We start from the raw sequence: 23,586 nt of genomic DNA on the forward strand, positions 1-23,586 counted from the left end.
TCTTTATGAAGGCGTTGTATCCAGCAATTTAAATAATCAGTGTTTTTTCCTGAATTTTTTACAACTGCCCGGCCACCATGTATCAGTAAACTGCGTATGTAGCTCTCCACGTTTACTGATAGACATGAAACACTGCTTTCCTCCACTGGAATGCTCTTTAGGAACTAATCCCAAGAAAGCAGCAAAATGACGCCCATTTTTGAAATGAGTGGGATTGCCCATCGTTGCATATACAGCACTTGCTATTATTGGGCCGACTCCTGATAGCTTCATCATGCGCTCGCACACAGGACTTTGCTGACAAAAATGCTCTATTTTTTGTGTGTATTTTTCTATATCTTTATCTAAATCCAGTAATTTCTTAGGACAACGAGATATTATTGCTCGCATTGCATTCGTCAATTCATTTTCGCCATCTTCTAACATCAGAGGAACCTGTTTTCGAACTTGTGATAATCCTTGTACTAAAAACAAGCCTACCTCCCTCAAATAACCTCGTATACGATTTCCTAATGCGGTTCTTTCATGGGTTAAACGCTCTCGATATCGATGTAACATCTGTACTTCTTGGTGCTCTATCGTTTTAATTGGAACAGTTGGCCTATTATCTTGTGGTGCTGCTATGACTATTGCTCGTGCATCATTCTTATCATTTTTATTTCCTCATAACCCTAGGACATGAATTTTCGAGACCAGTAATTTGAACTACCACAAGCTTCCATCACTATTTTGCAAGAAGGTAAATTTGCAATTAACGTAGGCAATTCTGAGCGCTTTACTTTTTTGCCTAGTATCTTTTTTCCATGCTCATTTACTCCATGCAATTGAAATACATCTTTTGCCAAATCCATGCCTAATAACGTAATATTCTTCATTGGACTCTCCTTCCGATAAGGTTGGGTGGACCTTACCCTTTTGGCTCTTATAGTTGCCGGGTAACAGGGAGGATGAGTCCAGATCATTGCTTGCTAAAAGCCAGCGATTTGACCCTTGTTTGGCCCTTTACATGATTATTGCTTGGCGGATTCTTTATCTAACTCTATGGCTCTACCCAAAAAAAGGGGCATTTTAATCAAGTTAGTTTAGACTAACTCTTTGATTTCGCAGTCAAAAGGAAGATTAAAATGCCTAAGAAAGATTGTATCCTAAATTTGCCTGGATATTCTATTAAAAAAGTAAGTGGAGAGAACCCGGTTTATATCGAAGTCACTTATCGTTGTGTTGTACGATGCATTCATTGTGGTAATAAAAAGTTACGTAAAAAAGACAGCACGCGTAGCCTGGTTGCTTGCAACCAGGCTACGCGTGCTGCTGCCCAACTCATATTCATCATCCTGATCTACGGGATAGCAGTATACAAATTAGTGGATTGAATAACAGCAATTAATAATTATGGGTAATGAGGTGGGTAGAGGGGCACTCCTTTTTTTTCAGCCATGAGTATTTTTTAAAAGTTTAGGTGACACGATTATAACCGGCTATCAGGAATTACTTATACTATTTCACAAAATAAAGCCTAAATAATCAACTTACTTAGGCTTTTAAAAGTTTAAGATCATTTTTTCTTTGCGCCTTTATCTTGTTTGTTAACCGTACGCCAAGCTCTTTCTTCTGCTTCTTTTTTAGAGATACCCTTTTTTTCGTATGAATCCTCAATATGTTTTGCCTGACGCTTTTGTTTCTCTGTATAACTTGATTTATCTCCTTTGCTCATAACGATCTCCTTTCAACTGTACGCCAATTCAAATTTTGAGACCTACGCCATCTGCAATTAAAGTATAGATATAAAAAATAATTATAAGCTTTCTGTTTACCTGAATAATTCTATATTTTTTTTGTAAAAATCCTCTTATTTTCCCTAAAAAACTCTAATATCCTTAAAGTATATCTAACCTGCTATTGTATTTCCTCCTAAAATAGGAAGAATTAGTCCACTAATGTATCCCGAATCTGCGTTAGAAGCGAGAAACACGTAAGCTGGAGCAATTTCTTCGGGTTGAGCAGGTCGCCCTATAGGAGTGTCTCCACCAAAATTTTTTATGCTCTGGCTTGATCTTTCTGCCGGATTTAAAGGAGTCCAAACAGGTCCAGGCGCTACACAATTTACACGAATACCCTTATCTATTAGATTCTTAGCTAGAGATTTGGTAAAGGCATGAATAGCTCCTTTTGTGGAAGAATAGTCCAAAAGCTCTTTACTCCCTTCTAATCCGGTAATTGAACCGGTATTAATAATGACGCTTCCAGGCCGCATATGCGGTACTGCAAATTTACAAAGATAATAATAGTTGTAAATATTACTGGTAAAGGTAATATTCCATTGGTCCATACTCACCGCATCCAGATTGGGTTGATGTTTTTGAAAAGCCGCATTATTAACCAAAATATCTATCTTTTTAAAAAAATCCAATGTATCCGTCACTACTTTTTTGCAAAAATCCGCTTGTTTTAAATCACCCGCAATAAGCAAAACTTTTCTACCTAAAGCTTCAATCTCCTGCTTGATTTTATCTGCATCCCGAGTTTCTTCGGGTAAAAAAACCAAGGCTACATCTGCACCTTCACGAGCAAAAAGTAACGCAACAGACCTCCCTATTCCTGAGTCCCCTCCACTTATCAAAGCTACTTTATTTTTTAATTTCTCAGCGGGATTATAGGACTCCGCCTCATAGAGAGGTTTGGGATTCATATTTTCTTCAATTCCAGGTGGAGTAATGTGTTGGTCAGGAAATGGAGGTTTCGGTTTTTTAGACATAATAGTATCCTTTCTTTTAATTCATCCAAATATATATAATAGTCCCCCTTCCCATGAATTTAAAATTGAAAGAAAGTAATTCTAAATAAGTCTCAACTATCCCGTTAACTTTTTAGAATAACCTTACTATTATTGTGAATAGATATCCTATACTCTAAAATAGAAAATACTTCGGAAAAGAAAATTTTAAAAACTTCGGTTTATCACTATAATTAGCTTAAACTTTTCACTTATAAATATAATAAAAGTAAAATGAGAAAAATGAAAAAACCTCCAAAGCCTTTTCGCCCTCTTGAACCACCTGTCTCAAATCCTATTGAGAATACTAATGAACCTCCACAACCGATCAAGCCCCTACCTCCTAGTGACCCATCCGATTTACCTCAAGAGAACAACTCCCCCAAAACATCAAATTCAAAAATACCTCCGCGACCTCTTGAACCCCCTCTTTCTCAACCTATGGATAAAATCAAGAAAAACACACCCAAATAATTAATGTGATCTAATGAATTAGGTATTACCAAGCAACTAGTAATCCGAGTAGTCAAACTCTTTTTTTATTTTGTTGTCCGCTCTTTCATAATTGATTTAATGGTTGCGAGTCTGTAGGTGCATTGTTATTTTCCTCACTATCAAAATAACAATAAATGGTTTCATACCCATTTATCAATTAATAAATTTTTCTGATTAAGCTCCTTTAGATGCAATAGAACTAAAATCTTTAAATTCATTAAAGGATAAAAGCCTTATTAATTATTCTATAACTCTCTTATATTATATTTTTGACTGTCTTTGATCCAACTTAGAAAAATCTCATCTTTAAAGTATCCATCATGTAAAATTTTGCATCACCTGCAATAAATTGTTAGTATGTAAATTTTACTTAAAGGAAAATCAACATAATAAATACCTTATGAAAAATTCGAAACTCACTATTTGTAATGCAATTATCCATCCTGGAGAACGGGTTAATCTGGCTCTACCTTTACCTGATTTCTATTCATGCACTTCATTTTATATGCCTATAAAAGTAATCCATGGTAAAGAGGCCGGCCCTTGTTTGTTAATTTTTTCTGCTGTGAAAGGTGATGAGCTAAATGGCTTGGAAATTATCAATCGATTACTTGAATCCGATAAATTGTCCCATATGCGAGGAACACTAATTGCGGTGCCTGTTTTAAATATTCTGGGGTTAATAGGGCCGTCAAGAGCACATAATGATTTAAACCTTGAGCGTTGCTTTCCTGGCATAGAAAATGGTTCGTATGGAGAACGTATAGCCCACATCTTCACGCAAGAAATACTCAGTAAAAGTGATTTTGGTATTGAATTACAAACTGGCTCAATGAACCATGAAATTTTGCCTCAAATATATTGTGATTTGAACAACGTTGAAAGTAAGCGTTTGGCACAAAGTTTTAAAGCTCCAGTTATTACTAATGTTAGTATGCAAAATAATTTAAGAAAAACTACAGAGCAATTAGGAATTCCCATGCTTGTCTATCAAGCAGGAGAGGCAATGCGATTCGACGAGTCGGCGATTAATTTAGGGTTGGCTGGGATTTATAATGTAATGGAAACATTAAATATGCTTGACCCAGCTAATCTCAATGAGAACAATATTTTCAAACCTGTTTTTTCACAAGATCAAGATTGGTTAAGGGCACATCGGAGCGGTGTTTTATTGAGCACTGTAGAACTTGGAGAAAAAATTCAAAGAGGACAACCTATCGGGGTCATTAGTGATCCCTTTAGCGCGGATACAGCTGAAATGTTAAAAGCCGAGCATGAGGGAATAGTGGTTGGTATAAACCGTAATCCATTAATATATGAAGGACAAACTATTTTTAAAGTAGCAACTTTCATTGATACTAATCGAGCTGAAATTGCTTTGGAAGCATGGGCTAAAGAGGTATAAGGATGGGTTTAGAAAACAAAATCAATTTAAAAGGTTTATTCATCTGGCTTATCTGCGCACTCTTTTTTATGTATGAATTTTTATTACGTACCGTGGTTGGTACTTTTCAAGCACAGATAATGAATGACTTACATTTAACTCCGATGACTTTTTCTTTATTAAGTACAACAGGGTATTTAGTCATTTATGGAATAATGCAAATTCCTGTTGGAATTATTACTGTTCGTTTTGGCTTAAAAAAAACATTATTAATTGCGCTAATTTTTTGTGCATGTTCCACACTGGGATTTGCTTTATCCCATCAATTCAGTATAGCGATGTTTTTTCGTATCCTTATGGGCTTAGGCTCTTCTTTTGGATTTATTTGTCTGTTAATTGCTGTTTATGATTGGATGCCTAGAGCAAATATCGCTTTGTTCATAGGTATTTCTCAATTTATTGGTACCTTAGGACCAATGCTTGCTGCAGGCCCATTAACCTCATTGTCTCAAACCTCTATGATTGGATGGCGTGTTATATTTTTCAGCATGTCTGTCATTAGCATAGTTATTGCTGTCCTAACATTGTTGTTTGTAGAAAACAATCGCAATACTCGAGAAAAATTTATTGTACTTACTAAGCCCATGAAAATATCAGAAAACTTATTAAAAATAATAAGTCAAAAGCAGGTCTGGAGCATTGCTCTTTTTTCTGGTTGTGTTTACTTCGCTATTGAATATTTTTCAGAAAACATAGGTGTGGAATTTCTCATAAAAAAAGGATTTTCCCTCTCATTCTCTTCCTACATGATAACATTAGCATGGTTAGGTTATGCATTAGGGTGTCCCTTACTCGGTTTTATATCTGATAAAATACAACGCAGAAAACCTCTAATGCTTACAAGTGCTTTTACAGCTTTAGTATCCTTATCAGGAATTATATATTTTCCATTTGGAAAAACACTAACAGGGATCTGTTTTTTAGCTCTTGGTTTAAGTGCTAGTGGGCAAAGCATTGGATTTGCTGCTATTGCAGAGCAGTGTAAAGAAAACTTTTTAGCTATAGGATTAGCTTTTAATAATGCGATGATCGCACTAATTACCTCAATTAATGCGCCAATATTAGGGAGTATGTTGTCTTATCCTCTACAAATAAAAAACTCTCAAGAAGTTCTCTTTATTCTGATTATATTTTCTATCATTTCAATTGTTATTTCCGCTTTTGCAATAAAAGAAACATTTGGAAAGTCAGTGAAAGAAAATACAGTGCTACTTTGGGCCTAACTACACTATTCAATCATAATTTATAGGACAATACAGTTTGATACCCTATACCATTTTCGCAATAAAGTTATCTGGTCAAGGTTCGACCTCGCCACGATTATTTGTCTCTTCTCCTTAAATCGTTGGTTGCACATAAAGTGTTTGTGTTGGAAATGCGCATTCAGCACCGTTTCTTGCAATAATATCAAGTATCTTCATCAAGATTTCATGTTGCACATCATAAAATTGAGACCCTTTTATCGTTTTGCAATAAGCCGAAACCAGAATATTTAACGAAGAAGGACCAAACTCGACTAAACTTACGGTCACTATTTGAGATTTATCAATTTCTTTATTATCCAAAAGAAATGCTTTGATTTCTTTAGTTATTTTATTAATTTTATCCGCATCCTGGTAACGAACGCCAATATTTGTTTTAATACGTCGGTGCTGCATCCGTGAGGGATTTTCAACACTAATGGTTAAAAATATCCCGTTAGGAACATATAAAGGTCGTTTATCAAAAGTCCTGATACGAGTCATTCGCCAGCCAATGTATTCCACAACGCCCTCAATATTTTTGTCTGGTGAGCGAATCCAGTCCCCCACTTTAAAAGGCCTATCCAGATAAATAACCAAGCCACCAAAAAAATTCGCCAGTAAATCCTTAGCAGCTAAAGCAACTCCCGCACCACCAATGCCTCCAAAGGCAAGTAACCCAGCTACGGGAATGTCCATAGACTGCATAATGAGTAGCACACCAATAATAAACACAGCAATAGTTAGCAGCTGCCGTGTAGCATGCACCAATGTTTTATCTACTTCTTTCGTTTGTTGCTCACAAAAAGCTAAATACAACTCTTCAAAGCATCGTATAAAACGAACCAATATCCAGCATAAAATAAAAACAATACCGATTTGCTTAATTACAGAAAGATTGGCAATTAAAAAAGAATTCTTTTTATAAGCTAAAAAAATAGTACTAGTAAAAGACAAACCTAAAAACCAAATTAAAAAACCCATAGGTAAAGCAAATGCTTTTAAAAATGCTTCTGCAAAGAGTACCTTGCGTTGTTCTGCCTTTTCAGTTAAATGACGGCTAACTCGGGCAAGCACCATATGTACTAGTCCAGTACTAATGATGGCGGTAACAATATAAATAATCCACATATTAACTTTGATATAGTCAATCACTTATACCTCCTCTGATCATTGTATGCCCTTCAATTTAGTTTGAAATCTTTAATACTACGTCGAATAATGGCCGAGTTGCTCCCGCCCTTCTCCTAAGAACCATACTCTTACCCATAACTAAAGTACAAAACTCCATCATTCTGTAAGATCAACTAACCTCTCTAATAACTTTCTTAATTCTAATCACGAAACATCAAAAGAAAAAGTCAAAAACAGTAATGAGTTGAATGTATTTTTTGTAATAAACGGGTAGCTATCCGCTTTTTAAACCAGCTCTTGGGTGCTGACTCAAAACCACCTGTGATTATCACGGATAAACTTCCAAGCGTGAGGTCGACTTTTGAAGCCTTTCGGGAACTTGGATGTCCCGGAAGGTTTCTCAAAAAAGGGCGACACGCTTGTTATTCATTAATATTTATCGCATTGACGCCCAATAATGAAAATGCGATTTTATTCATCCATGATTATAACTTCATGCACATATCATCTTCTGTGAGTTGTGTTAATTTTGTTGAGGTATTATCTGTTTTAAACAGTCCTTTTTTATGTACGGCATTCATCCAAGAAATTGATGAGTCAAGTTGATTGGGATTAAAACGAGATATATTTTCTTCTAATGCGAGTTGCTCTGCTTTTAGTTGTTCTAGTCGACGTTGGCATGTGCTACTCTCATTAGCCAATGAAGAGATAATATTATTTTGGAATTTTAGATCTCTTTCTAACTTAGCAATCGGTTGCTTTAAACGATAACTTTCTGTATATAAATCTATTATCTTATTATTAGTTTTATTTGCTTTTTGTTGTAAAATACTTTCTCCAACCACTCCTACTATCGCTAGTGAAGCTAATATCAATGCGGCAGGAAGAGATGATATTACTGTTGCTGTTGCAAGGGAAAATGTTAAAATAGTCAAAACCATCAATACATTCTTGCCAATTTGGTACTTCTTTTTTTCAGTTGTTAATTCAGCTCGTTCTTTATCAAGCTCTTGAATTGGAGTTTCATTATTCTTCTGAATGGTTTCAAGTTCCTTAACCTTAATTTTGACTTTACTAATACGGTCTTGATGGTCGCGAGCCAAGGAAATAAGTAAATCATTTTCAGCTTCTATTTTACGTTTCAGTTCATATAACTTGAATTTATTCGCTATATATTCAGGAGGTAAATTTTCTCTATTTGCTTTTTTTTTATGGTATATCTGATATGCTTTCATGGGGACTCCACAGGAATAAAAAAATCTTTAATTGTTCATTAATACATTGGTCGTAGGTTCGATCTCTCCACGGCCTATTAATAAACTTTATTGTAAGAAATTATTATTAAATGAACTTTAAACTGTATATGGGTAGATATACCCAATTTTAATTAAATGCTGAGATATTGGTGGTTACTGCTTTAGGGAGATGAGATTTGAGATAAAGTTTTGGCCACCCGATACATTTCCGAGTAAATGAAATCAAGTTTATCTGCATCTTTGGCTATACTTACTAATAAGGGCCAGTAAGTAGCACGAGCAATAGACTAATGGATGAAAATGTTTTAGAAAATTTTATGAGGCAATCTCATCTTCTCAATGATTTGTGTGAACCATTGTTCTTGAAGTATGGAGTGAATTTTTTCAGGTACATGGAAATTCATGAAAGTGGGGATTTCATTGGTTTAATCAATAATCTCAAATATTACGAATTTGTAGCGTCTCAAATGCAAAAAAATGACCTCTTTCTTTCCGCCCCGTTATGGTCGATAAAGCAATATCCTCAAAGTGGGACCTACTTGTCTTATCTGCGTGACACCAATGGACCTGAAATTTTACAGAAAGTTGCTAGAAAATTTGGAATTGGCAATTTTTTTACGATAGTTAACAAGGAGGTGACTAAGGAAGGGATTTTAATTAAGATTTTCGTTTATGGAACAGACATCAATAATATAAATATTAATCAATATTACTTAAGAGATCTCAAATTATTTCAGGAATTCAGTCATTATTTCAATAAACGTATGCTGCGTTTATTAAGTACTATGGACAGGGCTTCACCGAGTCGGCATTTGACTGCTGCTATTAATCAAGCGGTATATAATTTTGATTGGGAGAAAGATACTTTAGAGACAATAAACGTCCAGGATAAAATAATAAAAATTAAACAGGATATAAGGATATTGAATTTGACGAAAAGAGAGCAGCAGATTATTGCTGAATACATGCAAGGATTAAATCATAGAGAGACAGCAGACAAATTATTTATCTCGAAAAAAACAGTTGAAAGACATTTTGAGAATATTAGAGCCAAGTTAAATTGTAGCACCAAAGATGAAATAGTATCTAAATTAATGGACAAGGGATATTTTTATATAGAAGAGCCTTAGCATCCCACATAACTCCGCGAAGTAAGTAGCTATTGACTCTGGAGTCCTTCCAGAAAGATTTGTAAACCGATTAGATATGATGTTCGAAATCAATTTTTACAGTCAAAGACAGCCTTTATCCGTATTTCTTAGATCAATTGTCTTAATTACCCAGGGTGAATTCCAGTTCCTCTATATTAACCGGCGATTCCGATGAGACTTATTATTTTTATAGGACACTCAATTGAATAAAGGCAACAGGCAGTTATTAATAAGCAGTAACCACCAATATCTCAGCATTTAATTAAAATTGGGTATATCTACCCATATACAATCTAAAGTTCATTTAATAATAATTTCTTACAATAAAGTTTATTAATAGGCCGTGAGGGGATCGAACCTACGACCAATGTATTAATGAACAATTAAAGATTTTTTTATTCCTGTGGAGTCCCCATGAAAGCATATCAGATATACCATAAAAAAAAGGCAGAGCTAGATAGAGAATTTAGCCAAATTCCTTCTGAAACTACTTATCTTATTTTAGATAATGACATAGTCACTGATCAATTTCCTAATTATAATGAATTGGTTGAGTGTTTTTCTACGCTGAGCAACCTAACCAACCTGACTCATCTTCGTTTAGTAGGAGCAAGGTATCTTGATGAACTAAGTGGAGAAGAGTTAGCTAATGTATTCGGTCTTCTCCCACAAAATTTGACTCATCTGGATTTAAGTTTTAATAACTTTAAAAGATTCAGTGGTGAGGAGTTAAGCAACATTTTTGCTAGTCTTCCTAAAAACCTGACTCATCTGGATTTAAATCACACTAAATTTGACAATCTAAATCGTGAGGAATTGTCTAATGCTTTTTCGAAACTACCTCCGAGCCTGAGTCACCTTAGCCTGGAAGTGTGGGGAGAAAATACTCGGGAGCGAACCTTAGAGAAATTCACTAGCCTTTTTGCTGCCATTCCAAAATCAGTTTCTCACCTTAGTTTGAGTGAATGTATTTGGCATCCCTTAAGTCTTAAAGAATGGGCTCAGTGTTGCCAAGCTATTCCTGAAAACGTGACCTCTATTGATTTGTCAAATACTCACTTAGATAGAATCAATTCTAAGTATTTAATAAATCTCGAGTCGTCCTTACCTCATGTAAATACTGTTTATTTAAGTATCGATGAAATTAAATCCATATCTCAAGAGGGTCGGGGTAAATTAGGTATGATGTTCCCCAACGCAAAAAATATCGTTTTTCTTGATTCTGCCAATAAAGAAATAGAAACCCCTGCGTATTATAAAGAACAAATTTTGGCGCATGAGCTTCCTGGGCAGCAAGAGCATCAACAAGAATTGGAGCATCAACAAGAATTGGAGCATCAACAAGAATTGGAGCATCAACAAGAATTAGAGCATCAACAAGAATTAGAGCATCAACAAGAATTGGAGCATCAACAAGAATTGGAGCATCAACAAGAATTGGAGCATCAACAAGAATTGGAGCATCAACAAGAATTGGGACGTCAACAAGAATTAGAACGTCAACAAGAATTGGAACGTCAACAAGAATTGGAACGTCAAAAAAGTCAACAAAGAGAGAGTAAAATAAATAATACTACCAAGAAAATTGATAGTATTATTACAGAGCTTGCATGCAAAATAGACCGAGTAGATCATCATACCTACAAAAAAGCACATGAAGCTGCTACGACACTTTTAACTAACTTGATAGCTGCTCGTAATGTTTATGAGGATAATCTAAGAGCAAATAACATTCCTCATGAAGAAACTGAAAACCAATTCAAATTCACTTGTAAAAAAGCAATAAATGATGCCAAACCAGTTTTAGAAAAAGATTTGGGTTGGGGTGACTATCTGAAGAACCTAGTAAAAAGCTTGGCTAACGCAGTGATTACCTTTGCTACTCTGGGTTCACGCCACAGCATCTTCTCATACGCACGTCCACAATCTGTAAAAGCTGTAGAAAAAGCTGCAGAATATTTAGAGATTAATCAACAAAATACCCTTTCCTAATAACGCCCCGGTTGTCTATGAGTGGCGACCGGGAATACAAACAATGTGGCAGGTAAACGGTTTGAGTGAAACTAGTTATATATACTTTTTAAATAAGAAGGATATTGAGATGTTAGGCCAATCATTAGTAGTTATCATAGATCCAAGGCAAGAAAGTAAAGTTGATTCTGAATTAAAGAAAGCAAATCAAAACTTCATCAAATTCAAAGAAAGAATAAATAAAACGTTAAACTTTGCTATTGCTCCATTTTCGTGGCTAAAATCACTATTTACAACAGATGATGATAATTATTATAACAATACCCATAAATTGAGTGCGCTATTTTTAGGGCTAATCTTCAGTCCAGTATTTATAATTTGCGGTATGGTAACTATCGGAATAGGAACTCTCGTTTTAGGAGCACAACTCATATTTTTTCCTTTTCAATCGATAGCAGCTAAAATTCAAGATTCTTTTTATGATGCAGAGGCATTTAAAGGCTTTCCTAACAATCAAAAATTATCCCTAGATAGTATCGTTGAATACAAAGAGCAAAAAAATGATCGGGTATCTGATCCACTAGCTAATAAAAATGTAGAGCACGAACAAGATAAAGCATCTAAAACTCGATACAAAAAGCATCCAAAGCAATCTGTGCCAACAGCTCAAACAACAAAATTTGATTCGAGTCCAAGCCTCTATCTGAAGAAATATGTCTTAGAGACTCATGAAAAAGAAGTACAGGAGCAGGAACAAGATAAAATACAAAAAACTCAAGATAAAAACTCTCCAAAACAATCTGTATCAACAGATAAGAAAGCCATTTTTGAGTTGAGCCCACATCTCTATTTGAAATATGGTCTAGACACAATGCATAAAAATCAAGACAAAAAGCATCCAAAGCAATCTGTGCCAACAGCTCAAACAACAAAATTTGATTCAAGTCCAAGCCTCTATCTGAAGAAATATGCCTTAGAAGCTAATGAAAAAGAAGTACAGGAGCAGGAACAAGATAAAGTACAAAAAGCTCAAGATAAAAACTCTTCAAAACAATCTGTATCAACAGATAAAAAAGCATTTTTTGAGTTGAGCCCACATCTCTATCTGAAATATGGTCTAGGGGCAATGCATAAAGCTCAAGACAAAAAGCCTCCAAAGCAATCTGGATCAACAGCTCAAACAACAATGTTTCATCATCAACCCTATATTGGCCCAGGTATTGTATATGCTAAGACAAAAATTGTTAAAAATGGAAGAGTTATCGAAGATAAGGTTTTTAATAGAAGCTCTCAAGATCCAGGCGATACCTCAAAGAGAGCATTTAAAAGCAGCTTTAGAATTTGAGTTCATTGGACAAATGTTCAGGTAGATGCAGAAACTCATAATTGGTACATTAATGATGTTTAACTAGAGGGTTGAAACTCTAGTAGCCTTCTACTGCTGATTATAGAATTTGTATTGAAACTAGTTATTCGATAAGAGGAAACATGAATAAAATATTCGGTTTAATTTCTTTAGTCCTAATTAATTCTTCTCTGCTCTATCTTATCTATTGGTATGTTTACATAGCGAGCTCCATTAAAGTCGATAATATTTTTAATATCCCTTATGAACCCTCGGGAATGCAACTTTTCTTTTACTTTATATCTCTTCCATTTTTTTTAGTGTTAGCGCTGTTAAGTCTGCTTCATAGTTATCATTTTGAATTAAGAAGATCTTTATGCACTGGTATTCCTATAATTTGGCTTGCGTATTTTATTTTAATTCTTTGTATCGATTTTATAGTTCATTTTTCCGCAAGGAATAATCTTTTATATTATGGAATACTGAGCATTTCATGTGTTGCAGTTGCCTATTTAATTTATTCAACCTATTGCCAATTTCTTCAATTAAGCAACTCTACACGCAAAAATTAAAACAACCACAATAATTTTTATTTTAATTATCAGTCGCTTATAATATTCCCCTAAAATCAACGCGAAAGGAAATCTTATCTGAGGAATTAGAGTGTTAAATTATTAGGCATAATAAGTTCATAATAATGATTAATCCTGTCTATGTAAAAATTCCATCATTTGTAGGGGAAGCTAGTCGCACGTGGTTTATCTGGAACCGACCCATTAGGTCCTGTAGGTATTGCTACCGCTCCTAATTATAAAATGAGACCAACATCAGTACTCGAAGCTATGGATAGCGCCACATATTCAAAATAATACCATCGATGATTTTAAATCAAGAACTCGATAAAGAAAACTTATCTTAGAAGCCTTCACATCAATAAGCAGCTTTTTTCCTCTTTTGGAGCATGCTCAAAATTGTGATTTAGAAACTCATCAAGAAGAGCTGGTGAAATTACGTTACCTTTATTATTAGCAAAAATTGAAATTTCTTCTTCGGCTATTACTTTAAAAAGAGATGTTAATCCTTCAATATGAGAATCTCCCATTACTACAATGAAAGTGTTCCTATCTTCATTACACTGTAGTTTTTCCCAGATATCACATACTAACGTAGCATCATGAAAGCTCAATAGATATTGCAGGCAAACATCACGTAACATCGATATTAGTTTCAAGGAATTCGTTTTTTTTATCATTTCAATGCAATTGTTTACTAAATTGCCATCTCGAAGCCTCGCCTCATCAAGCTGTAACGAACGATATTCTGTTTCAATTTGTATAAGTAACCCTAATGCATCGTTTATATTTAAAATAGAATCTCCAATGAAATAATACAGTTCTTTGTTGCTATTGATATAATTATCCGCCATGTTATCCAATAATTTAATCTGCGCGGAGAGAAATTCTGCCAATTCATTAAAAGAACAACATTTAGAATAAAGTAATCCTAAATTATCCAGTTCTTTCGACTGAATAAATTCTGTAATTGTCTCGAATGGCCGCCGCACTTTTTTGTTTCTCTCTGTAATTGATTTTTCAATTTCCTCAATCTTCTCGAGGAAGAGCCACAAACATACATATTTTTTGTTACAAAACTCACTTCTTTTTTCGGTGAATATCATTTCTAAATTGGATGATGGTGTTAAAGTCTCTAACGAGTCCATAAAACCTATTGTATTTGAGCTTTCTTCTCGTGTTTTGCCTGTACTTTCTAGGAATAAAACTACTTTATTACTCTTCGCGTATTCATTGAGAACATGATGATATTGATGAGCCAAATCCATAGCTATTGGCTGATGAACCTCGCCTATTAAAATAATCGGTGTATTGTTATAAATAAATTTATGATAACTTCGGGGCCCACCTAAACGATAATAATCATCTGTTTTATTTGCTGTGTTGAAAAACCGAGAAAACATTACGACATCACTCCAATTCAGTTGTGCTAGCTTTTGATACTAGAGATTATTCTTCTAATTTGACGCCCACCTAGAGCCCGTATTAGCGTAAGCATAATATGGGATTTACCAGCACTCCATCCCTAATCTCGATTAAATTATATATGATTTTTGAACTATTATTAAAAAGTAAACCAAAACTAAATACCTCATTATGTTTAATTATAATAAATAATATTTGATAAAGTATTATTACCGTATTGTAATAATGAGGTAATAACCCCCGTATTTCGAGGCAAACATGGGCAATTTTTTAGGGATAGACGAACTTTTGAATTATGGCCTCTATTTACGAGGAGTAGCGATTACCTTGTATGCGATTGTGATCTTCAGAATGAACTTGTCTCGGCTTTATGGAAATCATAGCGCTTTGGATTTTATTATTTATATTATCTTAGGGGCTATCTTGGGTGAAGCTATTGTGAACAATATTCCCCTTTTACCTTCTCTAATAGTATGTTCACTCATTGTTTTCATATATAAGATAATGGCGTTTTTAACTTATAAAAGCCATCGAGTAGGAAAATATATTAAAGGAGAAAAAATTATACTCATAAAAAACGGAAAATTAATTAAAAAAAATCTCGAATGCACTCGAATTACAAGGAACGATATATTGCAATCATTAAGACTGCAATATGGCCTTTGTAATCTTCAATTAGTAAATACAGCTATTCTTGAAAGAGGAGGACAAATTTCCTTTCAAATGAAACGTCGCCATTCTACTTAATAATCTATTTTATAATAATTTTTTAGAGAACTAGTGTTGCCCAAATTAATACATCAACACGCACATTTTTGTCATTTTTATTTTTTTATGATATCTAAATCAGGTTCTATAAAATCAGCTATAGATGGAATGTAACTTCGGCTTAATCGTATACTATAATGTTTCTAATAAATCTTTTTCTAGAGAAAACAAAGTCTCGATAATTAAAGCTAGTTTTCCAAACAAGAATATAGAATTATTTATTTAAGAATTTAAGGGATTAAAATATGAGAAAAGGAGTTTTTGCTAATTTAAAATATGATTTTCAAGCTTCGATAGTTGTGTTTTTAGTCGCTCTACCTTTGTGTCTTGGTATTGCGCTGGCATCAGAAGCCCCTTTATTTTCTGGGATTATTTCTGGAATAGTTGGTGGTGCTGTTGTTGGATTTCTTAGCAGTTCAGCTCTGGGTGTTAGTGGTCCCGCTGCAGGTCTTGTAGCAATAGTTCTCGCTGCACAACAATCATTAGGCTCTTGGAACACATTTTTATTGGCTGGATTTATCGCAGGAATCTTTCAGATTATAGCTGGTTTTCTACGTGGTGGAATTATTGCTTATTATTTTCCATCCTCAGTAATCAAGGGCATGTTAAGCGGTATTGGCATTATCATTATTTTAAAACAAATTCCTCATTTAATTGGTTATGATGTTTCTCCTATTTTAACTGACTTAACTGATGGTCGGCTCGAATTTTTTTATATTAAAAAAGCGGTTGAGAACATTAACTTTGGTGTGGTCATTATTAGCATGATTTCACTTTTAATCATGATATCATGGCAATACTTAATTAATAAAGGGTACAAACTATTTGAGATGTTACAAGCTCCTTTAGTGGTCGTTTTGTGCGGACTTGTTCTGACTTTGCTTTATAAAAACGGAAGCCTTCCCTTTCACTTAGAGCCATCAGAGCTCGTACAAATTCCTGAATTTAAAAGTATTACTAATTTGGCTCAAGCAATAACTTTACCTAATTTCAATCAACTTGGTAACATGGAAGTATACCAAGTAGCAGCCATTATTGCTTTAGTCTCAAGCCTAGAAACTTTATTATGTGTTGAAGCCACTGATAAACTAGACCCTTATAAAAGAATTACACCCACAGACCGAGAATTAAAAGCTCAAGGAATAGGTAATATGCTTTCTAGTTTAATTGGTGGATTACCCATCACACAGGTAATCATACGTAGCTCTACAAATATTACCTTTGGTGCTAAAACTAAGCTATCCACTATTTTGCACGGAGTATTACTTTTGGTTTGCGTACTCACTATTCCCATGATATTAAATCAGATTCCACTAGCATCATTAGCTGCAATTTTAGTCATGATTGGATATAAGCTAGCTAGTCCATCTGTATTTAAGCAAATGTATCAAAGGGGATGGGAACAATTTCTTCCCTTTGTTGTTACTGTGGCAGGAATTGTAGTGAGTGATTTACTTTTTGGCATCAGCGTGGGCTTTGCTGTAGCTATTTTCATTATTTTACGCCACCATTATTTAAACGCCCATGACACTAGTATAGTTATGGAAAAAGGCATGGTTTATCACATGGAATTGGCTGAAGAAGTATCTTTTTTAAATAAAGGCAGCATAATCCACCAATTTCGGAAAATTCCCCCTAATTCTACTGTAATCATTGACAGCAGCCGCTCAAAATATATTGATAATGATGTGCAAGAGGTGATTAACAATTTCTCAGAGAGTGCTAAAACAAAAAAAATTACCATTAAAATACGAGGAGTCTCATTTCAAAATAATAATAACTCTGGTCACTAGTCAGATCTTATTAAAATAAGAACTTCCTTTCTAAATTTATTCATTATTGCGTTTAAATTTCGAGATCATTTTTTGAAAAGAAAATATTATAATAACTACAATTGCCCCTGATAGAATACCAATAATAAAGTCTATACCTAATGACATAAGAAGAGTGAGATTTTGTGTTTTATAATGGAGGCTAGGTATGCCATGGGAAATGATACTCCCGCCCACTAGAAACATGACAATAGTTCCTAACAAAGATAAAGTTTTCATCAAGATTGGAGCAGCTCCAGTTAAAAGAATTCCAATTTTTTTAACTGGATTTCTTTTTTTCACTAAAATGAGGCCAAAATCATCCAACTTGACAATAAATGCGACTAATCCGTAAACCCCAATAGTCATTATCAAGGAGATGAAAATTAAAACGATAACCTGGTTAATTAATGAAGCAGTAGCCACTGTACCTAAGGTGATTACTATAATTTCAGCTGATAAAACAAAATCGGTACGGATAGCACCTTTTATTTTTTCCTTTTCGAAAAGATGCTTATCCATGTTTTCTAACTTTAGCGTATCATCCACAGCGCCTTTATTCTTATGAAGGTTGCTTATAATTTTTTCAAAGCCTTCATAACATAGGTATAACCCCCCAATCATTAATAAAATATTAACAAGTATTGGTATAAAAAAACTTATTAAAAGAGCTAAAGGAATTAATATAAGCTTATTAATAAGAGAGCCTTTTGCGACAGCCCATATCACCGGTATTTCTCTATCGGCATGAATTCCTATAACTTGCTCTGCATTAAGTGCCAAATCATCACTCAATACCCCTGCGGTTTTTTTGGTAGCGACTTTGGTCATTATAGAAATATCATCAAGTGCAGAGGCTATATCATCTATAAGTGCAAATAAGCTTGTGCCTGGCATTCTGACTAATCCTTAATTTTATTAAAAAAATTCAACCTAATCTTCCTGAGGCTATTATAAATATCGCTTTCTGTACAACATCATTTTTTGATGGGAATATTTTTCCCGTTCATCATGAAGTTAAATTGTTCAAGGAACGCATTAAAGTTTTTCATTTGGTTTAAATTTGACGCTCACCCACCTAGTTTCGGCATTTATAGTGTCTAATGATTTATAAATGCCGATCAAATAAAGCCTATTGGTAGCTATAAATAGGCCAAATGCTACTATATAATTTTGACACATTTATGTATCGCAAGAATAAAAATTTTTGAATTTTTATTCTAATAAGTCCGAAATATGCATATATAGAGGAATCGACCATTGAATCAGAAATGTTTGGGGAGTATTTTTATCACAGTGGTCAGCCGTCTCAACAAAATAGTCAACTGATGCTAAGTACAGGATTTACTATCCTTTCTGATAAAATAGATCAACCTGGAAATCAGGTGATTTTAGCGAAAAAGGAAACAGATTAAATGCGTTCTCCACCTCAAGAAACAATTCAAAAGTTAATTAATGAGCGCTATTCAGAAGCAGGTGCTGTTTTTTGGTCTGGTTCCTGTTTTAATCAAGCGTTTCAATTTACTGATCCTAGAGGATTACAAAAGATTACTGAAAAAATACTTAAACCCTATGGCGGTTTTTTGTGGGAAGGCTATTACTCTGACGCACCACAGGATGCAAAAATACCAGAGTCCATAACCTTAGCCAAAAACAATGATTATGAGATTTATTTCGAAGAACGGACAAACCCTGAAATCACAGCTATTTTATCTGCTGGGTTAAAATCCTACAACGAAGAAATGATTGGTGCTTACAATCATGCTCCCTTTACCCTCTATATAAAATCTATCGACAAAGGCATTGTTTTAGCAGGTTGCTATGGGGATATCACTCGAGACAATTGCTATGTGGATTGCATTTGGGTTCATCCTAATTCTAGAAAAAAAGGATTAGGGCACAACCTTATGGAAAAGCTTGAGGTCTTTGCAAGACAAAAAAATTGTCAAGTGATTACGATTGAGACGGCCGAATTTCAGGCAAAATCCTTTTACGAACAGCTTGGGTATGTCGTTATATCCATGACAGGGCATAACTGCTTTTTGGGTTCCAACGTTTATCTGATGAGAAAATCACTGTGAACATCAAAGAATTACACGCTGCTTTAAAAGTTGAGGCAGCAACATTGGATGATTACCCTACTCTCCAAAATATGGCACGATTTTATGTATATGAACTTTCGCGGGACTGCGGTTTTATTTCAGAAGATTGGGCTTTGCCTGCCGATGGTCTTTATGAAAGCTTTGATTTTAAAAATTACTTTGAAGAGTCGACAAGAAAAGCTTTTCTTATCAAAGTAGGTAATGAATTGGCAGGTTTTGCTCTATTAAACCAAGAAGGACTTTACCCTGATACTGCCTGGAATATGGGAGAATTTTTCATTACTGCCAAATTTCAAGGCAAAGGTTTGGGGTATTTGGCTGCTTCTGAACTATGGAAAATGCATCCAGGATTATGGGAAGTTTCAGTGATTCCAGAAAACAAGCGAGGGCTTAGCTTTTGGCGCAAGACTATTTTAAGAATTACAATGAGCAATTACCAGGAAGAAATTAAAACAATCAATTATGATCCGTATCAACCACAACGAGTAATTTTTCGTTTTAAGAGTAACGCACATGAATGTAGGGAACCCTTAGAAAGCAAGAAGGAATATCAAATCCTCTTTGTTAATGAACTTGATGAAGCAACCGAACAAAGAATGACAAAAGGATTTGTTGCCTATGAGGCTCAGCATGGTATCGATGTCAATTATCGACGTTTTTCAGTGACCATCTCTTCTGCCCAAGGGGACATTGTTGGTGTGATTAATGCCTTTACTGCGTTTGCAGAAATTTATGTTGATGACATTTGGGTAGACAGTGCTTATCGTGGTAAAGGGTATGGCAAGCAGTTATTGCTTGCTCTTGAGCATCACTTCAAAGGTCAGGGATTTAATAATATCAATTTAGTGACCAGTGCTTTTCAGGCGCCAGAATTTTATAAGAAATGCGGCTTCATAGCAGAATTTACGCGAATTAATAAAAAAAATCCCAAGTTAAGCAAAACCTTTTTCGTCAAATTTTTTAACGAAGAATCAGAAACACAAGGCATTCTTAAGGCAAGTTCATCGTGAATAAAAATCAACTGCAAACAATCTGTAAAAAATTAAAGATTCACCAATCTGATGACTTGCCACAAAGAATTTATGGTGGTCTTTTACATAAAATGTGGTATTTGAAAAGCAATGGCTCGCAATTTGCTGTAAAACAGCTCAATAGCCAGATTCAATTGACTGCAGAAGTTAAATCTCAATATGAATTGACAGAAGAGATAGCCTTTCAATTTTCTCAGCGTGCTATACCTGCAGTTCATGCTCTCAAAATAGAAAATAATTACTTAATCCTTTCAGAAAATAAGGCTTTTCTTATTTACCCTTGGATAACAGCAAAAGCGTTGGATAAAGACGCCATATCTGAGGTGCCTGCGCTTAAAATAGCTACTCTCTTAGCTAAAATTCATCGCATTAATCTTGATGTCCCTGAACTGATCTCTCAAGAATTTGATATTCATCCCAATGAAAAAATTAGGTTGTTAATAGACCAATCAGTGAGCCAAAATTTAGTGTTTAAGAAACAACTAGAAAATAATCAATGGATAATCATCGAACTTAACAACCTCTATCAAAACGCAATACCTATTTTACAAAGTAGTAGTGTGGTAAGCCATGGCGATCTGGATCAGAAAAATGTGTTATGGGATAAAAATGATGCTCCTTTTCTCATCGATTGGGAGTCTGCTCGAAAACTTAACCCCACCTATGAAATGATCAATTGTGCTCTGGATTGGAGTGGCATTACTACCCCACTGTTTAATAAATCCTTATTTATGAAGATGCTAAAAACATATGCCTCTTCCGGAATAGGAATAAATAAGGATCATTTTGAAGCTGCGTTCTATGGTATTCTTGGCAATTGGATCAATTGGCTAGTATACAATATAGAACGTTCATTTAGCTCGGATAAAGAGCAACATGCTATTGGTGTTGAACAGGTTATTCAGGTTTTGCCCACTATTCTTCAAGTCAAAGCGAGTATTGCAGAATTAACTCAATTAATGTCCCAAGAATTGTAACATAATGAAAACTGACTATTCATAGAGGTATGAACGTCTACTCAAATCGCCTAAGTAAGATTTTAGTTTTTGAAATTTGTCCTTAACTTCAGCATCTTTGCAGTATCCACTCCCTGTTTCATCTCAACCAGTGCATTTATAACCGCTCCTAACTTGAATTTTGCATCATCAAAACGTTTAGGGATAAACTCATCTTCATCGCCATCAATCACTTCTCCAGTTCCAAGGCCTCTTTCAAGAGCGCTGGTAACTGTACTAAGCTCTGATTCAAACTCCAACAATAATTCATTATGGTCCTTTACAGATTGCAAGACTCCATGCAGCTTTTCCACTACATTTTCTGGAATATAAAGGGTACCTTCACAGCATTTTCTATATTCACGCTTTTCAATGGGTAATGACAGTAGTTCATCAGCCTTATGTTGACTCATTTGAAATATTTGTTTAATGGATTGTTTTAGTTCTAATGGAGTTGGTGGCGAATTGCCATATTTCAAAGAGGCTAGAAGTTTATCACTAGCAGTCACCCTTCCATCTTTACTATGTTCTTGCGCTGTCTCGATAGGGGTCTGTCCTTTCTTATTTTGCACTTCAAGACTAGCACCACACGCTAATAATTTTTTAATGAGATGCAAAGGCTCTTTTCTATAATTATAAAAATTCTGCGCTGCATAGTGCAAGGCCGTCATGCCTTTTTTATCAGTATTATTAATATCAGCACCATGTTTTAATAATAAATCAATAATACTATCATTACTTGGGCCACCAACAAGGACTTTTCCACAACTTACCATTGCTCGCTGTAACAAGGCCTTATTAGCTAGAATTGCCTCTAGCAAGTCTTCATGGCCTTTAAATACAGATGGTTCTTTTAAACCTAAGAGAAGTTCTAGTACGTCTCTATCTGTCAGTTGTTCTATAGGATCTGCTCGCTCTAAGATACCACGGACACGTGTTAAATAATTTTCTTGTTCTTTACCTAAAATTTGCTTTTCCTGCTCAACAAACTTTGCAATATTCTCTTCTTCACGTTCCAATTCTGGAAAATCATCAATTTTTTTTAAATCTTGAATAGTTAGAATATCGCGACTTAAAGCTATTTTCGCTATCAGCTCCTCACTGCCATCTTTACCTAGCATTGCACGTGCATATTCTATGGTGTTAACTTTTAATTCTTTAGCCGTTTTGGTTGAGGCAAATAAAGATTTTCGAACAGCGACTTGATCTTGGCCATGATAAAAAATAACACTGTTTCCAGCCTTCCAAATATTTCCTGCCATCGATGTGATAGGAGCTTCCGGCGTCAGTGATCGGAAGCCCGTCTGCGCATCTTGAATATCCCATGGCCCAGTCCCACCAAACGTAATTTCCGGATGATTTACTGATACTCTTTCTAAAAATGTTTTTTCCTGCTGGTTCGCTGCAGCATCAAGCTGACTGTCTGTATTGCAGCCTTCTAAAGTCACAAAAACTTCGCCATGATGTTCGGGCAATGCTTGTTTAAAGCCAGATAATAATTTATCAAAATTCTTATCATATAAATGCTCACTTGGCCCATGGCAATTACCCAAACCATAATAGCCACCATTACCATGCCCCATAATAAATAATTTCGGGTTTTCTTCGAATATAGTATCTAGTCTTTTTGGTAAATTTTGTTTGAGTTCATCCCAACTACTATAGATTTTTGGGGATTTATCACACTGATCGAAAAAATAATACCTCAGCTCGGAGCCCTCTAAATAGACACCAATTGGGAGAAAGTGTTTAAAACGTTGTTTTAGGCGAGGGTTTACCACCACACCTCTTTGCTCTTCAGGCACTGGATGCTCTGGATCTGGTTTATATATTAAGATTTCTATTGCAGCATCTTTCATGGCTCAACTCGACAATATTAATTCATGCTAATAGATTGATCTTATCAAAAATGCTTAGATCAAATGTATATATATTGTACAAATATTTCTGCTTTTAAAATGCTCTTTTTGTCGCGGGATATGATGATAGATTTGCGACAGATTTCGTGACGCGCTCCTAAGTTTACAAAAAATCCTAAGGCCGAGGTGAAAGAATTTTTTAACCAATTTGGT

At 34.9% G+C, this 23,586-nt stretch carries 20 protein-coding genes and 2 pseudogenes; 13 read left to right on the top strand and 9 right to left on the bottom strand.

The window, feature by feature from the left end; genetic code table 11:
- Positions 1-36 precede the first annotated feature (36 nt).
- A pseudogene (locus DYH34_RS10005) lies at positions 37-648 on the bottom strand (IS110 family RNA-guided transposase); the annotation flags it as partial.
- Positions 649-671: 23 nt separating this feature from the next.
- Complete coding sequence (locus DYH34_RS10010; RefSeq protein ID WP_115342599.1) at positions 672-875, bottom strand: transposase; 204 nt, start codon at positions 873-875, stop codon at positions 672-674.
- Between the two features lie 249 nt (positions 876-1,124).
- Between DYH34_RS10010 and DYH34_RS10015 the strand changes: the two are divergent.
- Positions 1,125-1,271, top strand: a pseudogene (locus DYH34_RS10015) (ISL3 family transposase); the annotation flags it as partial.
- 284 nt (positions 1,272-1,555) lie between these two features.
- On the opposite strand, the gene DYH34_RS18060 reads toward DYH34_RS10015, so the two are convergent.
- Positions 1,556-1,714 carry a hypothetical protein gene (locus DYH34_RS18060; protein WP_058464428.1) on the bottom strand — a complete coding sequence of 53 codons (159 nt, stop codon included), beginning with the start codon at positions 1,712-1,714 and terminating at the stop codon, positions 1,556-1,558.
- A 174-nt stretch (positions 1,715-1,888) separates the two neighbouring features.
- Positions 1,889-2,755, bottom strand: a complete 867-nt coding sequence (locus DYH34_RS10020) for an SDR family oxidoreductase (protein WP_058464429.1) — start codon at positions 2,753-2,755, stop codon at positions 1,889-1,891.
- A 261-nt stretch (positions 2,756-3,016) separates the two neighbouring features.
- On the opposite strand from DYH34_RS10020, the gene DYH34_RS10025 reads away from it, so the two are divergent.
- The 3 genes from DYH34_RS10025 to DYH34_RS10035 all read left to right on the top strand — a co-directional run bounded on the left by DYH34_RS10025 (position 3,017) and on the right by DYH34_RS10035 (position 5,935).
- The gene (locus tag DYH34_RS10025) at positions 3,017-3,247 is read left to right on the top strand and encodes a hypothetical protein (RefSeq protein WP_058464430.1); all 231 of its coding nucleotides are present in this window, start codon (positions 3,017-3,019) and stop codon (positions 3,245-3,247) included.
- A 421-nt stretch (positions 3,248-3,668) separates the two neighbouring features.
- Positions 3,669-4,673 carry a succinylglutamate desuccinylase/aspartoacylase family protein gene (locus tag DYH34_RS10030; protein WP_058464431.1) on the top strand — a complete coding sequence of 335 codons (1,005 nt, stop codon included), beginning with the start codon at positions 3,669-3,671 and terminating at the stop codon, positions 4,671-4,673.
- A 2-nt stretch (positions 4,674-4,675) separates the two neighbouring features.
- The gene (locus DYH34_RS10035) at positions 4,676-5,935 is read left to right on the top strand and encodes an MFS transporter (RefSeq protein WP_058464432.1); all 1,260 of its coding nucleotides are present in this window, start codon (positions 4,676-4,678) and stop codon (positions 5,933-5,935) included.
- A 114-nt stretch (positions 5,936-6,049) separates the two neighbouring features.
- Here DYH34_RS10035 and DYH34_RS10040 read toward each other — a convergent pair whose 3' ends face one another.
- Both DYH34_RS10040 and DYH34_RS10045 read right to left on the bottom strand, forming a co-directional pair.
- Positions 6,050-7,108: a mechanosensitive ion channel family protein gene (locus DYH34_RS10040; RefSeq protein ID WP_238589469.1), complete on the bottom strand. Its 1,059-nt coding sequence runs from the start codon at positions 7,106-7,108 to the stop codon at positions 6,050-6,052.
- A 464-nt stretch (positions 7,109-7,572) separates the two neighbouring features.
- Positions 7,573-8,322, bottom strand: a complete 750-nt coding sequence (locus DYH34_RS10045; RefSeq protein WP_058464433.1) for a hypothetical protein — start codon at positions 8,320-8,322, stop codon at positions 7,573-7,575.
- 311 nt (positions 8,323-8,633) lie between these two features.
- Here DYH34_RS10045 and DYH34_RS10050 point away from each other — a divergent pair, with 311 nt between their 5' ends.
- The 4 genes from DYH34_RS10050 (at position 8,634) to DYH34_RS10065 (ending at position 13,382) form a co-directional block, all read left to right on the top strand.
- Positions 8,634-9,473: a LuxR C-terminal-related transcriptional regulator gene (locus tag DYH34_RS10050; protein ID WP_083502734.1), complete on the top strand. Its 840-nt coding sequence runs from the start codon at positions 8,634-8,636 to the stop codon at positions 9,471-9,473.
- A 435-nt stretch (positions 9,474-9,908) separates the two neighbouring features.
- Entirely contained in the window at positions 9,909-11,486 is a 1,578-nt protein-coding gene (locus tag DYH34_RS18390) for a leucine-rich repeat domain-containing protein (protein WP_058464435.1), read from the top strand.
- Positions 11,487-11,529: 43 nt separating this feature from the next.
- Positions 11,530-12,810: a hypothetical protein gene (locus DYH34_RS10060; RefSeq protein ID WP_131775221.1), complete on the top strand. Its 1,281-nt coding sequence runs from the start codon at positions 11,530-11,532 to the stop codon at positions 12,808-12,810.
- Between the two features lie 143 nt (positions 12,811-12,953).
- On the top strand, positions 12,954-13,382 hold the full coding sequence (locus DYH34_RS10065) for a hypothetical protein (protein WP_058464437.1): 429 nt from the start codon (positions 12,954-12,956) through the stop codon (positions 13,380-13,382).
- 353 nt (positions 13,383-13,735) lie between these two features.
- On the opposite strand, the gene DYH34_RS10070 is transcribed toward DYH34_RS10065, so the two are convergent.
- Positions 13,736-14,785 carry a hypothetical protein gene (locus DYH34_RS10070; RefSeq protein ID WP_058464438.1) on the bottom strand — a complete coding sequence of 350 codons (1,050 nt, stop codon included), beginning with the start codon at positions 14,783-14,785 and terminating at the stop codon, positions 13,736-13,738.
- 280 nt (positions 14,786-15,065) lie between these two features.
- Between DYH34_RS10070 and DYH34_RS10075 the strand changes: the two genes are divergently transcribed.
- On the top strand, positions 15,066-15,554 hold the full coding sequence (locus tag DYH34_RS10075; RefSeq protein WP_058464439.1) for a DUF421 domain-containing protein: 489 nt from the start codon (positions 15,066-15,068) through the stop codon (positions 15,552-15,554).
- A 266-nt stretch (positions 15,555-15,820) separates the two neighbouring features.
- Positions 15,821-17,368, top strand: coding sequence for a SulP family inorganic anion transporter (locus DYH34_RS10080; protein WP_058464440.1), 1,548 nt, complete (start codon positions 15,821-15,823; stop codon positions 17,366-17,368).
- Positions 17,369-17,404: 36 nt separating this feature from the next.
- On the opposite strand, the gene DYH34_RS10085 is transcribed toward DYH34_RS10080, so the two are convergent.
- Complete coding sequence (locus DYH34_RS10085) at positions 17,405-18,283, bottom strand: DUF808 domain-containing protein (protein WP_058464441.1); 879 nt, start codon at positions 18,281-18,283, stop codon at positions 17,405-17,407.
- A 518-nt stretch (positions 18,284-18,801) separates the two neighbouring features.
- Here DYH34_RS10085 and DYH34_RS10090 point away from each other — a divergent pair.
- The 3 genes from DYH34_RS10090 to DYH34_RS10100 are packed head-to-tail and all read left to right on the top strand — an operon-like array spanning position 18,802 to position 21,496.
- On the top strand, positions 18,802-19,467 hold the full coding sequence (locus DYH34_RS10090) for a GNAT family N-acetyltransferase (RefSeq protein WP_083502735.1): 666 nt from the start codon (positions 18,802-18,804) through the stop codon (positions 19,465-19,467).
- Positions 19,464-20,498, top strand: coding sequence for a GNAT family N-acetyltransferase (locus DYH34_RS10095; protein WP_058464442.1), 1,035 nt, complete (start codon positions 19,464-19,466; stop codon positions 20,496-20,498). Before DYH34_RS10090 ends, DYH34_RS10095 begins: the two co-directional genes overlap by 4 nt.
- A complete protein-coding gene (locus DYH34_RS10100; RefSeq protein ID WP_058464443.1) occupies positions 20,495-21,496 on the top strand; it encodes an aminoglycoside phosphotransferase family protein in 1,002 nt (333 codons plus the stop codon). Before DYH34_RS10095 ends, DYH34_RS10100 begins: the two co-directional genes overlap by 4 nt.
- Before the next feature lie 62 nt (positions 21,497-21,558).
- Here DYH34_RS10100 and DYH34_RS10105 read toward each other — a convergent pair whose 3' ends face one another.
- Complete coding sequence (locus tag DYH34_RS10105; RefSeq protein WP_058464444.1) at positions 21,559-23,373, bottom strand: ankyrin repeat domain-containing protein; 1,815 nt, start codon at positions 23,371-23,373, stop codon at positions 21,559-21,561.
- Positions 23,374-23,586: the final 213 nt, after the last annotated feature.

Source organism: Legionella cincinnatiensis, from assembly GCF_900452415.1.
In the GTDB taxonomy this organism is placed as follows: Bacteria; Pseudomonadota; Gammaproteobacteria; order Legionellales; family Legionellaceae; genus Legionella; species Legionella cincinnatiensis.

Bases quoted from the DNA above. Each gene is read 5' to 3' on its own strand.
- DYH34_RS10030 (WP_058464431.1), top strand. From the start codon at position 3,669: ATGAAAAATTCGAAACTCACTATTTGTAATGCAATTATCCATCCTGGA.
- DYH34_RS10070 (WP_058464438.1), bottom strand. From the start codon at position 14,785: ATGTTTTCTCGGTTTTTCAACACAGCAAATAAAACAGATGATTATTAT.
- DYH34_RS10080 (WP_058464440.1), top strand. From the start codon at position 15,821: ATGAGAAAAGGAGTTTTTGCTAATTTAAAATATGATTTTCAAGCTTCG.
- DYH34_RS18060 (WP_058464428.1), bottom strand. From the start codon at position 1,714: ATGAGCAAAGGAGATAAATCAAGTTATACAGAGAAACAAAAGCGTCAG.
- DYH34_RS10090 (WP_083502735.1), top strand. From the start codon at position 18,802: ATGCGTTCTCCACCTCAAGAAACAATTCAAAAGTTAATTAATGAGCGC.
- DYH34_RS10060 (WP_131775221.1), top strand. From the start codon at position 11,530: ATGTGGCAGGTAAACGGTTTGAGTGAAACTAGTTATATATACTTTTTA.
- DYH34_RS10020 (WP_058464429.1), bottom strand. From the start codon at position 2,755: ATGTCTAAAAAACCGAAACCTCCATTTCCTGACCAACACATTACTCCA.
- DYH34_RS10025 (WP_058464430.1), top strand. From the start codon at position 3,017: ATGAAAAAACCTCCAAAGCCTTTTCGCCCTCTTGAACCACCTGTCTCA.
- DYH34_RS10045 (WP_058464433.1), bottom strand. From the start codon at position 8,322: ATGAAAGCATATCAGATATACCATAAAAAAAAAGCAAATAGAGAAAAT.
- DYH34_RS10105 (WP_058464444.1), bottom strand. From the start codon at position 23,373: ATGAAAGATGCTGCAATAGAAATCTTAATATATAAACCAGATCCAGAG.
- DYH34_RS10085 (WP_058464441.1), bottom strand. From the start codon at position 18,283: ATGCCAGGCACAAGCTTATTTGCACTTATAGATGATATAGCCTCTGCA.
- DYH34_RS10035 (WP_058464432.1), top strand. From the start codon at position 4,676: ATGGGTTTAGAAAACAAAATCAATTTAAAAGGTTTATTCATCTGGCTT.
- DYH34_RS10010 (WP_115342599.1), bottom strand. From the start codon at position 875: ATGAAGAATATTACGTTATTAGGCATGGATTTGGCAAAAGATGTATTT.
- DYH34_RS10065 (WP_058464437.1), top strand. From the start codon at position 12,954: ATGAATAAAATATTCGGTTTAATTTCTTTAGTCCTAATTAATTCTTCT.
- DYH34_RS10050 (WP_083502734.1), top strand. From the start codon at position 8,634: ATGGATGAAAATGTTTTAGAAAATTTTATGAGGCAATCTCATCTTCTC.
- DYH34_RS10075 (WP_058464439.1), top strand. From the start codon at position 15,066: ATGGGCAATTTTTTAGGGATAGACGAACTTTTGAATTATGGCCTCTAT.
- DYH34_RS18390 (WP_058464435.1), top strand. From the start codon at position 9,909: ATGAAAGCATATCAGATATACCATAAAAAAAAGGCAGAGCTAGATAGA.